The organism is Flavobacterium cyclinae, assembly GCF_021172145.1.
Taxonomy (GTDB): Bacteria; Bacteroidota; Bacteroidia; order Flavobacteriales; family Flavobacteriaceae; genus Flavobacterium; species Flavobacterium cyclinae.
Window position 1 is genome coordinate 2,685,204 of the sequence record NZ_CP089095.1, and the last position, 15,323, is coordinate 2,700,526.

Sequence of the window (15,323 nt, forward strand, 5' to 3'; positions counted from 1 at the left end):
ATGCTTACCATAATCGCAGCTGCATCGGAAAACAACGCTTTAGGAAAAGACAATCAATTGGTTTGGCATTTGCCAGATGATTTTAAACGTTTTAAAAGTTTAACTTCGGGACATTTTATTGTGATGGGAAGAAAGACCTTTGAAAGTTTCCCGAAACCGTTGCCAAATCGTACTCATGTAATAATTACAAGACAAAAGGACTACAAAGCACCAGAAGGTTGTCTGTTAGCAAGTAGTCTACAAGAAGCAATTGATCTATGTCCAAAAGAGGAAGAAGTTTTCATTATTGGCGGTGGCGAAATCTACAAACAATCCATCGAAATTGCAGACAAAATCGATTTAACTCGTGTGCATACTACCATTAATGCCGATACTTTTTTCCCCGAAATCGACGAAACCAAATGGAAATTAGTTTTCGAAGAATTTCATTCCAAAGACGAAAAACACGAATACGATTTTACTTTTTTGACCTACAGTAGAAAATAGTTTTTTTAGAACGCGGATGACACAGATTTGACAGATTTTCACAGATTTTTTTTAATTTCTTAAATCAGTGTTTCAAAAAACATTTCTTTAATTTCATTTTTGAAGTTGAAATTGAATTTTACAATTGTATTTGATTTTTTATCAGTACTTTTGTGTTCGAAAAAAATTGCAAAATGTCAAAAAATATTACGCCATATCAAGACTCTGAATTAGGAAAAAAAGAACAAGTTGCTCAAATGTTTGATACCATTTCTGAAAATTATGATGGTTTAAACCGAGTAATTTCTTTTGGAACCGATGCCAAATGGAAAAAGAAAATCTTAAAAATGATTTCGGCAAAACAGCCAAAATCTATTTTAGATATTGCAACTGGAACAGGTGATTTAGCGATTTTATTTGCCAATACATCGGCAACAGAAATTATTGGCTTAGATATTTCGCAAGGCATGCTTGACATTGGAAAGAAAAAAATTGCTGCTCAAAACTTGGATTCGAGAATTCAAATGGTGTTAGGCGATGGCGAAAATATTCCATATCCTGACAATTATTTTGATGCCATTACTGTTGCTTATGGCGTGCGTAATTTTGAAAATTTGGAGAAAGGATTAACCGATATTTTAAGAACATTAAAACCAGGCGGCCAATTGATTATTTTAGAAACTTCGGTTCCTACGCAATTCCCTTTTAAACAAGGGTATTATGTATACACGAATTTCATTATGCCAACTATTGGGAAATTATTTTCAAAAGATAAAAAAGCATACCAATATTTATCCACTTCGGCACAAAATTTTCCTTTTGGAGAAGCTTTGAACAATATTTTGAGAGAAATTGGGTTTATAGACGTGAAGCATCTCCCTCAAACATTTGGAGTAGCCACTATTTATCAAGCATCTAAAAAATAATATGAAGAAGTTTTTATTTTTATTACTTTTTTCACCTCTACTATTTGCTCAGGAAGGCATGTTTAGTAAAGACCCTATTATCAATAAGGAAAACTGGAACAAACAACGCGTTCATTGGGGGTATTATCTAGGATTTAATAGCTTGGATTTTAAATTTGATTATTTATCAGTTACAGAAGACATTGAAGTTGGAACTACAACAGGTTTTAATGTGGGATTAATTGGAAATTTAAGATTAGCCGAATATTTTGATTTACGTTTTGAGCCGGGTTTGTACATTACTCAAAGAAATTTAACATATCCAAATATAACTGATAATGTAGACCGATTAAGAGAAGTAAAATCAACTTACATATTCTTTCCTCTTTTATTAAAATATTCTGCTTTACGCACCGGAAATGTAAGACCTTATTTACTTGGCGGTGTTTCAACTGCCATGAATTTAAGCAGTAATGCAAATTCTCCTGATGACAATCTAAACAACCGTTTTAGAATGACAAAATGGACAAACTTTTACGAGGTAGGATTTGGAATCGATTTGTATTTAGAGTATTTTATTTTTTCTCCTTCTATAAGAGGCGTATTCAGTATGAATGATGAATTAATTCGTGATAATGATCCTAATAGCCCTTGGACTGGAAATGTTCAAGAGATGAAAACACGTGGTTTTTTCATTAATTTTTCATTCCATTAAGCCTTAGCTTCTTTTAAATTCGCTCAAAATAATTGCGGTTGCCGTTGCTACATTTAGACTTTCTGTAAGCTGAAGATTTCCAAAACGTGGAATAGCAATTCGTTGCGACACTAATTTTTCAACTGATGGCGAAATACCATTGGCTTCATTTCCCATAACAATAATGCCTTCTTTAGGTAATTTTTCTTGATAAATATTGTTCCCATCCATAAAAGTACCAAATACTGGTAACGAAGATTCTTTTAAAAACAATTCTAAATCACCATAAACAATATTTACCCTACTAATGGAACCCATTGTAGCTTGTACTACCTTTGGATTATAAATATCAACCGACTCTTCGGAACAAAACAACGTTTCAATTCCAAACCAATCGCATAAACGAATAATTGTGCCTAAATTTCCTGGATCTCGAACATCATCTAACGCAAGAATTAATCCATTTTCGTTCCATTCTTTAGGGTTTGGCATTTTAAATACCGCTAAACATGTATTTGGATTAGCTAAAGCACTAATTTTTTTTAATTCTGAATCTGTTATGGCATGAACTTTGTCTTTTGAAACATCAAGAAAATCCTGCTTAGTAGTAAACAAATAGAGCAATTCAAAGTTAGAAAATAACAATTCTTGAACTACTTTTATCCCTTCTGCGATGAAAAGTTGTTCTTGTTTTCTATATTTTTTTTGTTGTAAACTTGTTATTAGTTTAATTTGGTTTTTACTAACCATAAAAATTGTATTTTTGACTAACTTTTAAAAAGTGCTTTGAGAAATAATTTATCAAAAATAACATTATTATTTGTAATCGGAACAATAATTTATTCGTGTTCGTTAGTTAAACGTGTACCCGAAAGTGAAAAATTATTAGTTAAAAATGAGATTTACATTAATGATAAACTCAACAAGGAAGAACGAGTTAATAATTTACTAGTTCAGCAACCGAATACAAAATTTTTAAATTATCCTTTTGGATTAACACTTTACAACGCGGCAAAACCTAATCCTGATTCTTCCTATCAAGCTTGGCTCAATAAAAAACCAAATCGAATTAAAAGATTAAATCGATTACTTTCTGCAAAACAAGTAGAGCGTTTAGGAAATTCATTTTTTGTGAGTGGATTACCTAAATTCATGAAAGAAACAGGTGAAGCTCCTGTAATTATTGATGAAAAAAAAGCAGAACGATCTAAAGAACGATTAAGCGGCTTCTACTATAATAATGGTTTCATTAGAAACAAAGTAACCATGTCTATTGACTCTGTGGGTGATAGAAGAGGGAAAATTACATATAAAGTTGTAACAGGAAAACCTTACTTTATTGATTCAATTTTTAAATTTATTGAAAGCCCTGTTATAGATAGTCTTTATTCTCTTGAAGAAAAAAAGAGTTTCATCAGAAAAGGCGATCAATATAATTTTACAAACTTTGACATCGAACGAAAAAGAATTACCCAATATTTAAGAAATAATGGAGTATATCATTTTCAAGAAAGTAATGTTAAATACGATGCCATTTATAATGATTCCATTCAAAAAATGAATGTCAATATTAAAATTGAAGACCGACTAGTAAAAAAAGATGATGAATTAATAAAGAGACCTTTTTCTATCTATAAAATTAGTCAGGTAAACATTTTTACGAATAATACTTCAAAAAAAGAAAGCAATCAAGTTAATGACAGCACCACTTATAAAAACTTCACTATTTATAGTTCTGGAAAGTTAAAATATAAACCAAAGGCGATTACAAATGCTATTTTTATTGAAAAAGGAAATTTATTTAGTGATAAAGACAGAACATTGACTTTAAAATCATTAAGTAATTTGAAAGTTTTCAATTATCCTACTATAGAATATATAGAGGACCAAAATGACACAACAAAAACTTCACTAATTGCAAATATTTATTTAATTAGTAAACCAAAATTTATTTGGCAACCTTCAATTGATGTAACCACATCAGATATTCAAGAATTTGGTATAAGTGCCCGAATGGCCTTTACTTGGAGAAATTTATTTAAAAGAGCCGAAACATTTGAATTATCAGCAAGAGGAAACATTGGTTCGTCTAAAGATTTAGCAAATCCAAACGATGTTTTTTTCAATATTTCAGAATATGGTGTTGAAGCAAAACTAAGTTTCCCAAGAATTGTTTTTCCAATTAACACTAAGAGCATAATAAAAAAGGAAATGCTTCCTACAACAAATGCTAATATTGGTTTAACAAGCCAGCGTAATATTGGTCTTGACAAAGAAAATTTAACCGGAGTATTTAATTATAATTGGATTCCAAAAGAAAAACATACCATTCGATTTGATTTATTGAACATCCAATTCATTAAAAATTTAAATCCAGAAAATTATTTTAATGTTTATACCTCATCCTACAACACCTTAAACAACTTAGCTCAAATATACAATGTTGACCCAACTAATCTTGAGAATGGTAATTTAACAACTGAAGGTGCTGTTAATTTTATTGATGATGTTCAAACCGGTGGAACATCTTTATTACCTTCTGATCCTGATTATAAAATCATCAGAAGCATTGGGGAAAGAAGAGAAAGATTAATTGAAAACAACTTAATCCTTTCATCTGCAATTACGTTTTTTAGAAATACAAAAGCGAATTTATTAGATAACAACTTTTACTCTATTAAAGCAAAAATAGAATCCTCTGGGAATGTTTTGTCGCTAATAGCTAATACCAAGAACGAACCTTTAAATGAAAACGGAAACAAAACCTTATTTGGAATTGAATATTCGCAATACATTAAAGGTGAAGTAGATTATATAAAACATTGGGATTTTGGAAAGAAAAACACTTTAGCCATGCGTGCATTTGCAGGTTTAGCAGTTCCTTATGGCAATGCACAATCTATTCCGTTTTCTCGAAGTTATTTTTCAGGAGGTTCTAATGACAACAGAGGTTGGCAAGCTTACAGTTTAGGACCTGGTCGTAGTGGAGGAATTAATGATTTTAATGAAGCCAACTTAAAATTAGCCTACAGTTTAGAATATCGCTTTCGAGTAGGAGGTAATTTTTACAGTGCTTTCTTTGCCGATATTGGAAATATTTGGAACGTTTTTGACAACATTACTGACAAAGACTATACTTTTAACGGATTCAGCTCTTTTGAAGATTTAGCTGTTGGTTCTGGAATTGGTTTTAGATACGACTTTGATTTCTTTGTATTCCGTTTTGACTTGGGTTACAAAGCCTATGATCCTGCCAGAGAAATTGGCGATAGATGGTTAAAAGGAGTCAACTTTAGTAAAACAGTGCTAAATTTTGGTATTAATTATCCGTTCTAATTTTTTAAATTATTATTTTTGCAAACTATAACCAAAAACAAACAACTATGAGTCACAATATTAAACCGGGTGTTGCAACCGGAGATCAAGTACAAGAAATTTTTAATTACGCTAAACAAAAAGGGTTTGCATTACCTGCAGTTAATGTTGTAGGTTCAAGTACAATAAATGGTGTTTTAGAAACAGCTGCTAAATTAAATGCCCCAGTTATTATTCAATTTTCTAATGGTGGAGCGCAATTTAACGCTGGAAAAGGATTGTCAAATGAGAATCAGAAATCTGCTATTTTAGGAGCAGTTGCTGGCGCAAAACACATTCATACTTTAGCAGAAGCTTATGGCGCAACAGTAATTTTACATACTGATCACTGTGCAAAAAATCTATTACCTTGGATTGATGGCTTACTAGATGCTTCTGAAAAACATTTTGCTGAAACTGGAAAACCATTATTCAGTTCGCACATGATTGATTTATCTGAAGAGCCAATCGAAGAAAACTTAGAGATTTCTAAAAAATATTTAGAAAGAATGAGTAAAATGGGCATGACTTTAGAAATTGAGTTAGGAATCACTGGTGGTGAAGAAGATGGTGTTGATAATTCTGATGTGGATAGCTCTAAATTATATACTCAACCAGAAGAAGTTGCTTATGCTTATGAAGAATTAATGAAAGTAAGTCCAAGATTTACAATTGCGGCTTCTTTCGGAAACGTTCATGGTGTTTACAAACCAGGAAACGTAAAATTAACTCCAAAAATTCTTAAAAATTCGCAAGAATACGTTCAAAATAAATTCAACACTGGAAACAATCCGGTTGATTTTGTATTCCACGGAGGTTCTGGTTCTACTTTAGAAGAAATTAGAGAAGCTATTTCTTACGGAGTAATCAAAATGAATATTGATACCGATTTACAGTTTGCTTTCACAGAAGGAATCAGAGATTACATGACTTCTAAAATTGATTATTTAAGAACACAAATTGGAAGTCCAGATGGAGCAGATAGTCCAAATAAAAAACATTACGATCCAAGAAAATGGGTTCGTGAAGGAGAAGTTACGTTCAACACAAGATTAGAACAAGCTTTTGCCGATTTAAATAACGTGAACACTTTATAAGTTTGTTGTTTGTAGTTTGTTGTTTATTGTTATCAACAAACTATAAACCATTAACAATAAACAAGAAACAAAATTATGGCTTGGTTTAAAAGAAAAGAAAAAGGGATTACAACCCCTACTGAAGCTAAAAAAGATGTACCTAAAGGATTATGGTATAAATCGCCTACAGGAAAAATTGTTGATCAAGATGAATTAGCAAGAAATCTTTGGGTAAGTCCAGAAGATGATTACCACGTTCGAATAGGAAGTAAAGAATATTTTGAAATTTTATTCGATAATAATGAATTCACAGAGTTAGATGCAAATTTAACTTCTAAAGATCCATTAAAATTTGAAGACACAAAAAAATACAGCGAGCGTTTAAAAGACGTTATGGATAAAACCAAACTTAAAGACGCAATACGAACTGGTGTTGGAAAATCAAAAGGAAAAGACTTAGTAGTTTCTTGTATGGATTTTGCTTTCATTGGAGGTTCAATGGGAGCTGTTGTAGGTGAAAAAATTGCAAGAGCAATTGATTATTCTATTAAACACAAAATTCCATTTGTTTTGATTTCTAAATCAGGTGGAGCTCGTATGATGGAAGCGGCATTTTCATTAATGCAATTAGCTAAAACCTCAGCAAAATTAGCACAGTTAGCAGAAGAAAGAATTCCGTATATTTCATTATGTACTGATCCAACTACTGGAGGAACGACTGCTTCTTATGCAATGCTTGGCGATATCAACATTGGCGAACCAGGAGCATTAATTGGTTTTGCTGGACCTCGTGTTGTAAAAGACACTACTGGTAAAGATTTACCTGAAGGTTTCCAAACTTCTGAATTCTTATTAGAGCACGGTTTCTTAGATTTCATCGCTCACAGAAAAGAATTAAAAAACAAAATCAACTTGTATTTGGATTTAATCCAAAATCAAGAAATTAGATAAAAATCAAAATCCCGATAGCCTGTAAAACTATCGGGATTTTTTTTGAACTAAACTTTAGATTAAAAATTATAACGCACTCCAGCATAAATATTTCTTCCAGGAGCATTAATTCCTGATGCAAATACTCTGTATTGAGTATCTAAAATATTTTCAACTCCGGCAAAAAATGTTCCGCCATTGATTACTTGATAACCTAATTTAAAATTATAGGTTTCCCAAGCTGGCATTCCATTTGCTGGCGCATATTGAGCGTTATCTTCGCCACTGGTTGAATACTCTTTAATATCCTTTTTACCATTGTACAACATATAACCTTCTAAATTAAGTTTGTTGTATGTATACTGTAATCCAACTTTCCCAAAATAAGGCGCAATATGATCTAAAGGTCTATGAGAACCATCTTCTACTACTCTACCTAATGTGTAATTAAAATTTGCACTAAACAACAAATCTGAAACAATATAAGCACTTAAATTAGTTGAAAATCCAGTAACAAAGGCCTTTCCTTTATTTTGATTGGCCTTGATTTGAGCATCAAATCCATTATAGGAAACAATACTTTGTCCGTTGTATGTAAAATCATCCGTTACAATGGCATCATATAATCGGGTATAGAAGTAAGTACTTTCTAATTTTACTTTTTTTGAATCCGATTGAACTACTATTCCTAAATCTCCTGTAATTGTTTTTTCAGGTTTTAAATCTTCATTAGGAACAATTAAAGTCCCTAAAGAACTTAATGAACCTGGTACCGATTCGAAAACTTTAGCTAAATCATCAATATTTGGTGCTCTAAATCCAGTAGCTACATTCGCTTTTAAAGCAAAGTTTTTTGAAGTATTATGCGTAATTCCTAAAGTCCCACTATAGGTAAAATTACCTTGAGAAATTTCATCAAACGGTAATGCAAAGACTGAATTATCAATTATTGTACTTTTTAATGAGGTATACCCTGCTCTTGCTCCAACATTCCAAAAAGTCTTTGTTGACATCTTTTCGTTATAAGAAACATAAAAATCGTTACGCATCATATTGTTATCTCCATTTGGATAACGTGTATTAATACTGGTTACAACTCCTGTATTAATATTTTGAGCATACGCTGTAGATTTCAAAGTTTCATAATACGATTCAAAACCATAAAACAATTCACCTTTAGTAAATTTTTTGTCCAAATCTAATGAAACCGAAAACATATCTACATTTTCTTCATTGTGCTGCAAGTTGTAATTATTAAATCTTCTGTTATGACGACTTTCTTTTACATTCTGATAAGCAACATTCATTTTTAAATCGCTATTCAAAAACGCTTTATCTTTTTGCAAAGAATAAATTGTTAATAATCGTTCTTGCGGACCATAATACCATTCAGCAAATTTTAATCCAGAACTTGTTTTTTCTGTTAATCTATCATAACGATTGATATCAGAAGTTGTCGAATATTGAAGATTTAATCCGTGCACAAATCCTGAATTTGTTTTATAGGCCAATTTTTGCATGAAATTATACTGCTTGTAAGCCGAACCCACTTGCGTATATTTATCACTATTAACATTTAATTGGTCTATACCATTAACTGTAGAAACATAATTAGGTCTTTCTCCAAAATAATCTCCATTATGATTTTTCTTTTTTCCCATTTTCAAATCTCCAAAATCATTGAAGGAGAAAAAAGTCAACGAAGCAAAATTTGCATTTGCATAATTAAGATGAAAAGCAACCGATTTTTCTTCGTTTACACTTCCATATCTTGTATTAATTCCTCCTGAAAACTTTTTACTGGTTTCCTTTAAAAACTTGGCACTTTTCGTTGTCATTGCAACGGTTCCGCCTAAAGCATCACTTCCAAATAATGTAGATGACGGCCCATAGAAAACCCCAACATTTTCCAACATATTTTCATCTACCGTAATTACATTTTGTAAGTGACCCGACCTAAAAATAAGGTTGTTCATTCTTACTCCGTCAACGGTTAGCAAAACTCTACTTGCCTCAAAACCTCTAATTACTGGACTTCCACCACCTTGTTGCGATTTTTGTACAAACAATGCTCCTGAATTCGAAAGCATTTCAGCTGTAGTTTGAAAGTTTTGAAAATCGATTTGTTTTGCCGTGATTACCTCAACTTGATTAGGTAATTCGGTAAATTTTTTGGGTACTTTATGAGATATAACCACTTCACTCAATTCTGTAACTGTGGTATCTTGTGCTGTTTGTGAAATCCCCAAAAAAGGTAATAACACAAAAGCATATAAAATTATTTTCTTCATTTTTAAAAGATTTCTTTTATACTATTAACATTTGTATTACATCGCCATAAAATAGTATAGCAATGAATTATAATAATTTACAAAAGAAAATTGGGAGGTGGAACTTCTGAAAACACAAATAAACCTTGATAGTCATTAAAATAAGTATCGCATGAATTTAGAACACAATTATAATTTAAAGGCAACCACGAAAAAACAGGTTGAAAATAAACCGACTTGTAAAACTTAAACAATAAATCTTGCTTTTCTTTAGATTTAGAATCATGTTGAAAAACGCCTACCAAAAGTTCATTCAATTGTTTATTTAGCTTCGTTTCTTTATAATCCCACCAACACCAATACTGAACAGAATCTTTTGATATTTCTTTATCAACAATATCATACATTTGGTTATTGAATTCAAATTCTTTGGCGTGTTTCCATTTCAGTTTACTTTGCGTTTCTGCATTTGAAAACTTTAAAATAACCAATTCGCTTTTATCAATTCCAGCAATCATTTTCCATTTGACCTCTTTTTTAACAGCACGCTTTCGTTGTTGTAGCCAAGAATAGGTTACAACAGCAGGGGCTATTAATAAGAATAGCAGAAAAATACTAATGATTTGCTTTTTCAATTTGGGAAATTAATCTCCAAATATAGTAAAAATTACATACCGCTTCTGATGGCTTCTACTGGATCTAATTTTGAAGCAGAAATAGCTGGGATAATTCCGGATACCAATCCAATAAAAGCAGCTAATCCTGAACCTAAAAGCATATTGGCTGCACTAAGAACAAATTCAAAATCCAATGCAGAAGATAAGATTAAAGCAATTACCCAAACTAAAAACATACCAACAATACCTCCAATTAAAGATAAAATTACCGCCTCAAATAAAAACTGAAACAAAATGAATTTATTTTTTGCACCTAATGCTTTTTGAATTCCAATTAAGTTGGTTCTTTCTTTCACTGAGACAAACATGATATTAGCTATACCAAAGCCACCCACTAAAAGTGAAAATGCACTGATAATCCAACCTATCATATTCATTTGTCCAATGATATTATCAATAAAATCGGTAAATCCAGAAAGAACATTTAAAAAGAAATTATCAATATCTCCTGTTTTTAACCCTCTAAAATTTCTTAATTTCTGACGTAATTCGGCTTTGAATTCCTCAATATCTATTCCCTTTTCAGGTTTAATTAAAACCGCTGGAGTAAGTGCTTTACTATTGTCACCATACATTTTACGTAAAAAATTAACTGGAAAAAATACAGAAACATCATTACTATCGCCAAACATTCCTTGCCCTTGCTTTTTTAAAACTCCTATTACCGTAAAACGTTGACCATATAATCGGATTTTTTTTCCAATAGGATCACTATTTTCAAACAATCCAGTAGCTACTTCACTTCCAATTACAATAACAGGACTTCCCGAATTAGACTCTGCTTCATTAAACAAACGACCTTTATCAATTTTTACAGGTTCAATGTCAAAAAAATCTTCAGTAGAAGGCTTTACTCGAATAGAATTGACTGTTTTTGATTCGTATTTGATATTTTCATTTCGAGTGAACAAATTAAACGACATTTTGTCTATTCCGTTTACACTTCTTTTCAAATATTCGTATTCTTCATAAGTAACATCTGGAAACTGTTGTCTTTTCCATCTGGGCACTTCAGAAGGTCCAAATGAAAAACGGATTAAGTAAATGGTATTCATATCCATATCACTCAAATCTTCCTTGATTTTTTTATCCATAGAATCAACTGCAGCCAACACCGCAATAATGGAAAAAATACCAATTGTTACACCTAACAACGACAAAAGGGTACGCAATTTATTATTACGCAATGCGTTGATGGCAAAACTGAAACTTTCTGAAAATAATCGTAAATATAAAAGCATAATACTGACCTTGTATGTATAAGTAGAGTAAACAATAAAATTGTTACAATTTTTTAAAAAAATACCTTTTAATAAAGTTTGACTTTTTTAAGAAGTATAACTACTTTTGCACCACGAAAAACAACAATATTTATCTGATACTTATTCAGATATAACAACACAACACCATGAACACAACAAAAAAAATTGCTTCGGCATTGATTTCTGTATTTGACAAAAACGGTTTAGAGCCTATTGTTAAAGCCCTTCATCTAAACAATGTAACTATTTATTCTACCGGCGGAACTGAAACTTTTATCAAAGATTTAGGTATTCCAGTAGTAGCTGTAGAAGATATTACGGCATTCCCTGAAATTTTAGGAGGAAGAGTAAAAACCTTACATCCAAAAATCTTTGGTGGTATTTTAAACCGTCAAGACCATGCAGGTGATGTGGAACAAATGAAAGAATTCAACATTCCTCAAATCGATTTAGTGATTGTGGATTTGTATCCGTTTGAAAAAACCGTTGCTTCTGGTGCTAGCGAACAAGAAATTATTGAGAAAATCGATATCGGTGGAATTTCATTAATCAGAGCAGCTGCTAAAAATTTCAAAGACACGGTAATTGTTCCTTCTGTTGAGCAATATGCACCATTTTTAAATTTCTATACCGAAAATAACGGTGCTACAACTTTAGAAAACAGAAAATTATTAGCTTCAAGAGCTTTTAATGTTTCTTCACATTATGATTCGGCTATTTTTAATTACTTCAATCAAGTTTTTGAAGAACCGGTTTTAAAAATCAGCGAACAAAACGGAAATGTATTACGTTATGGTGAAAATCCACACCAAAAAGGATTTTTCTTTGGAGATTTCGACAAAATGTTTACTAAAGTTCACGGAAAAGAATTGTCATACAACAATTTATTAGATGTTGATGCTGCAGTAAATTTAATGAACGAATTCAAAAATGACAATCCAACATTTGCTATTTTAAAACACAATAATGCTTGTGGTTTAGCAACAAGAAACACCATGAAAGAAGCGTATTTAGATGCTTTAGCAGGTGACCCAACATCTGCTTTCGGAGGTGTTTTAATTGCGAATGGAAAAATTGATGTAGCTACAGCAAACGAAATCAATCAATTGTTCTGCGAAGTGGTAATTGCTCCAGCATATGACCAAGAAGCAATTGATATTTTAGAAGAAAAGAAAAACAGAATTATCTTAATTTTAAACGATATTGAACTACCTCAAACTACTATAAGAACTTGTTTAAACGGAGTTTTAGTTCAAGATAAAGACAATGTTTCCGATTCAAAAGACCATTTAAAAACGGTTACAACTGCAGTTCCAACAGAAGAAGAAATTGAAGATTTATTGTTTGCTTCAAAAATTTGTAAACACACCAAATCGAATACAATTGTATTTGCAAAAAACAAACAATTGTGTGCTTCTGGAACCGGACAAACTTCAAGAGTTGATGCTTTAAGACAAGCGATTGAAAAAGCGACTTCTTTTGAATTTGATTTAACCGGAGCGGTTATGGCTAGTGACGCCTTCTTCCCTTTCCCAGATTGTGTAGAAATAGCTAACAAAGCTGGAATTACAGCGGTAATTCAGCCAGGAGGTTCTATAAAAGATGAATTAAGTATCAACTATTGCAACGAAAACAACATGGCAATGGTATTTACAGGAATCCGTCATTTCAAACACTAGAATTTCAATTACAAAACATATTTTGGAAGCGCATTAAAATATTTTTTTTAATGCGCTTTTTATTTGTATATATTCCAGATTATTTTTATAATTTTGCGAGTTGAATACTATTTTACAAAAAACGCTAAACCCTTCTCAAACTTATGGGATTTTTTGATTTCATGACCGAGGATATCGCTATCGACCTTGGTACCGCAAATACTTTAATCATTCACAACGACAAAGTTGTAATTGATAGTCCGTCTATCGTTGCAAGAGACCGAATTACCGGCAAAATTATTGCTGTAGGTAAAGAGGCCAACATGATGCAGGGTAAAACACATGAAAACATCAAAACCATTCGTCCGTTAAAAGATGGAGTAATTGCTGATTTTGATGCATCGGAACAAATGATTAAATTGTTCATCAAAAGTATTCCAGCGTTAAAAAAGAAATTATTTACACCAGCGCTTCGCATGGTAATCTGTATTCCATCTGGGATTACTGAAGTGGAAATGCGAGCAGTAAAAGAATCAGCTGAGCGTGTTAATGGTAAAGAAGTATATTTGATTCACGAACCTATGGCAGCTGCAATTGGTATTGGCTTAGATATTATGCAACCAAAAGGAAATATGATTGTAGATATCGGAGGGGGTACAACAGAAATTGCTGTTATCGCTCTTGGTGGAATTGTTTGTGATAAATCGGTAAAAATTGCTGGAGACGTTTTCACTAATGATATAATTTATTACATGAGAACCCAACACAATTTATTTGTTGGAGAAACAACTGCAGAGAAAATTAAAATTCAAATTGGTGCTGCTACCGAAGATTTAGATAGTGCTCCAGAAGACATGTCAGTACAAGGACGTGATTTGTTAACTGGTAAACCAAAACAAGTTGATGTTTCTTATCGAGAAATTGCTAAAGCTTTAGACAAATCCATCCAACGTATTGAAGATGCCGTTATGGAAACTTTATCGCAAACACCACCAGAATTAGCAGCCGATATTTATAATACCGGTATTTATTTAGCCGGTGGAGGTTCGATGTTAAGAGGATTAGACAAACGAATTTCATCTAAAACCGACTTACCTGTTTACATTGCCGAAGATCCATTAAGAGCCGTAGTAAGAGGTACAGGAATGGCACTTAAAAACATCAACAAGTACAAAGGAATTCTGATAAAATAAAAATAATACATGCAGCAAATAATTAATTTTATGATTAAAAACAGCTATCGATTGCTGTTTTTGCTGCTTTTGGGCATTTCATTTTCTTTGGTTATAAAATCTCATTCCTATCACCGTAGTGAATATGTGAATTCGGCTAACGCAATAACAGGCGCTTACTACGAGAAAGTGAATGAAGTAAATGAATATTTTAGTTTAAAACAAAAAAATAAGGATTTAGCATCAGAAAATGCTTTACTAAAACAATTACTTTTCAATAAAAAAGACACTGTTTTAACTTCTAAAACTTTATTTAGAAACGACTTAAACAACTACAATGTAGTAGTTTCTAAAGTGGTGAAAAATTCTTTCAATACAAGAGAAAACTACATCACTATTAATTCTGGAAAAAATTCAGGAATTGAAGTTGATATGGGAGTGGTAAACGACAAAGGAGTGGTAGGAATCATTGAAAAAACATCGCCAAATTATTCTACAATCCAAAGTGTACTAAATACAAAATCTAAAATCCATGCTAAAATTAAAAATTCAGAACATTTTGGAACTTTAATTTGGGATGGCGTTAATGTTGGATTTGCACAACTTACCGAGGTTCCTCGATTAGCCTCATTTAAACCAGGGGATTCTATTGTAACAGGTGCTAATTCTGAAATATTCCCAGAGAACATACCAATTGGGAAAATTGATAAAATCTATATTGACAAAAAAACCAATTATTACACTATAAACATTAGATTGTTTAACGACATGACAGCACTAGGTTATGTGTATGTAATAGAAAATAAAAGAAAAAAAGAAAAAAGACAACTAGAAAAAGCAACAATTGCACCAAAATAATA

13 protein-coding genes are annotated in these 15,323 nt (G+C 31.8%); 9 read left to right on the forward strand and 4 right to left on the reverse strand.

The features are described 5' to 3' along the window. From LOS86_RS12300 to porT, 3 genes are all read left to right on the forward strand, one after another. Entirely contained in the window at positions 1 to 486 is a 486-nt protein-coding gene (locus LOS86_RS12300; RefSeq protein ID WP_231842373.1) for a dihydrofolate reductase, read from the forward strand. Between the two features lie 173 nt (positions 487 to 659). Next, a complete protein-coding gene (gene ubiE / locus LOS86_RS12305; RefSeq protein ID WP_231842374.1) occupies positions 660 to 1,391 on the forward strand; it encodes a bifunctional demethylmenaquinone methyltransferase/2-methoxy-6-polyprenyl-1,4-benzoquinol methylase UbiE in 732 nt (243 codons plus the stop codon). Position 1,392: 1 nt separating this feature from the next. Then, on the forward strand, positions 1,393 to 2,085 hold the full coding sequence (porT, locus tag LOS86_RS12310; RefSeq protein WP_231842375.1) for a type IX secretion/gliding motility protein PorT/SprT: 693 nt from the start codon (positions 1,393 to 1,395) through the stop codon (positions 2,083 to 2,085). A gap of 3 nt (positions 2,086 to 2,088) precedes the next feature. Here porT and LOS86_RS12315 read toward each other — a convergent pair whose 3' ends face one another. Continuing rightward, positions 2,089 to 2,814: a TrmH family RNA methyltransferase gene (locus LOS86_RS12315; RefSeq protein WP_231842376.1), complete on the reverse strand. Its 726-nt coding sequence runs from the start codon at positions 2,812 to 2,814 to the stop codon at positions 2,089 to 2,091. Positions 2,815 to 2,850: 36 nt separating this feature from the next. On the opposite strand from LOS86_RS12315, the gene tamL reads away from it, so the two are divergent. From tamL to accD, 3 genes are all read left to right on the forward strand, one after another. Then, complete coding sequence (gene tamL, locus LOS86_RS12320) at positions 2,851 to 5,400, forward strand: translocation and assembly module lipoprotein TamL (protein ID WP_231842377.1); 2,550 nt, start codon at positions 2,851 to 2,853, stop codon at positions 5,398 to 5,400. Between the two features lie 47 nt (positions 5,401 to 5,447). After that, positions 5,448 to 6,515: a class II fructose-bisphosphate aldolase gene (fbaA, locus tag LOS86_RS12325; RefSeq protein WP_231842378.1), complete on the forward strand. Its 1,068-nt coding sequence runs from the start codon at positions 5,448 to 5,450 to the stop codon at positions 6,513 to 6,515. Positions 6,516 to 6,590: 75 nt separating this feature from the next. Then, positions 6,591 to 7,445, forward strand: coding sequence for an acetyl-CoA carboxylase, carboxyltransferase subunit beta (accD, locus tag LOS86_RS12330; RefSeq protein WP_231842379.1), 855 nt, complete (start codon positions 6,591 to 6,593; stop codon positions 7,443 to 7,445). 59 nt (positions 7,446 to 7,504) lie between these two features. On the opposite strand, the gene LOS86_RS12335 is transcribed toward accD, so the two are convergent. The 3 genes from LOS86_RS12335 to LOS86_RS12345 form a co-directional block, all read right to left on the reverse strand. Next, positions 7,505 to 9,715: a TonB-dependent receptor plug domain-containing protein gene (locus tag LOS86_RS12335; RefSeq protein ID WP_231842380.1), complete on the reverse strand. Its 2,211-nt coding sequence runs from the start codon at positions 9,713 to 9,715 to the stop codon at positions 7,505 to 7,507. Between the two features lie 77 nt (positions 9,716 to 9,792). Further along, positions 9,793 to 10,329, reverse strand: a complete 537-nt coding sequence (locus LOS86_RS12340) for a hypothetical protein (protein ID WP_231842381.1) — start codon at positions 10,327 to 10,329, stop codon at positions 9,793 to 9,795. A gap of 32 nt (positions 10,330 to 10,361) precedes the next feature. After that, a complete protein-coding gene (locus tag LOS86_RS12345; protein WP_231842382.1) occupies positions 10,362 to 11,612 on the reverse strand; it encodes an ABC transporter permease in 1,251 nt (416 codons plus the stop codon). Positions 11,613 to 11,779: 167 nt separating this feature from the next. Between LOS86_RS12345 and purH the strand changes: the two genes are divergently transcribed. From purH to mreC, 3 genes are all read left to right on the forward strand, one after another. Beyond that, on the forward strand, positions 11,780 to 13,312 hold the full coding sequence (gene purH, locus LOS86_RS12350; protein ID WP_231842383.1) for a bifunctional phosphoribosylaminoimidazolecarboxamide formyltransferase/IMP cyclohydrolase: 1,533 nt from the start codon (positions 11,780 to 11,782) through the stop codon (positions 13,310 to 13,312). Between the two features lie 143 nt (positions 13,313 to 13,455). Then, positions 13,456 to 14,484, forward strand: a complete 1,029-nt coding sequence (locus LOS86_RS12355; protein WP_231842384.1) for a rod shape-determining protein — start codon at positions 13,456 to 13,458, stop codon at positions 14,482 to 14,484. Positions 14,485 to 14,493: 9 nt separating this feature from the next. Further along, positions 14,494 to 15,321: a rod shape-determining protein MreC gene (mreC, locus tag LOS86_RS12360; RefSeq protein ID WP_231842385.1), complete on the forward strand. Its 828-nt coding sequence runs from the start codon at positions 14,494 to 14,496 to the stop codon at positions 15,319 to 15,321. Positions 15,322 to 15,323 lie beyond the last annotated feature (2 nt).

What these genes read in the sequence shown, in the direction of transcription:
- fbaA (WP_231842378.1), top strand. Translation starts at nt 5,448, where the DNA reads ATGAGTCACAATATTAAACCGGGTGTTGCAACCGGAGATCAAGTACAA.
- LOS86_RS12345 (WP_231842382.1), bottom strand. Translation starts at nt 11,612, where the DNA reads ATGCTTTTATATTTACGATTATTTTCAGAAAGTTTCAGTTTTGCCATC.
- porT (WP_231842375.1), top strand. Translation starts at nt 1,393, where the DNA reads ATGAAGAAGTTTTTATTTTTATTACTTTTTTCACCTCTACTATTTGCT.
- LOS86_RS12315 (WP_231842376.1), bottom strand. Translation starts at nt 2,814, where the DNA reads ATGGTTAGTAAAAACCAAATTAAACTAATAACAAGTTTACAACAAAAA.
- ubiE (WP_231842374.1), top strand. Translation starts at nt 660, where the DNA reads ATGTCAAAAAATATTACGCCATATCAAGACTCTGAATTAGGAAAAAAA.
- LOS86_RS12355 (WP_231842384.1), top strand. Translation starts at nt 13,456, where the DNA reads ATGGGATTTTTTGATTTCATGACCGAGGATATCGCTATCGACCTTGGT.
- LOS86_RS12300 (WP_231842373.1), top strand. Translation starts at nt 1, where the DNA reads ATGCTTACCATAATCGCAGCTGCATCGGAAAACAACGCTTTAGGAAAA.
- purH (WP_231842383.1), top strand. Translation starts at nt 11,780, where the DNA reads ATGAACACAACAAAAAAAATTGCTTCGGCATTGATTTCTGTATTTGAC.
- accD (WP_231842379.1), top strand. Translation starts at nt 6,591, where the DNA reads ATGGCTTGGTTTAAAAGAAAAGAAAAAGGGATTACAACCCCTACTGAA.
- LOS86_RS12335 (WP_231842380.1), bottom strand. Translation starts at nt 9,715, where the DNA reads ATGAAGAAAATAATTTTATATGCTTTTGTGTTATTACCTTTTTTGGGG.
- mreC (WP_231842385.1), top strand. Translation starts at nt 14,494, where the DNA reads ATGCAGCAAATAATTAATTTTATGATTAAAAACAGCTATCGATTGCTG.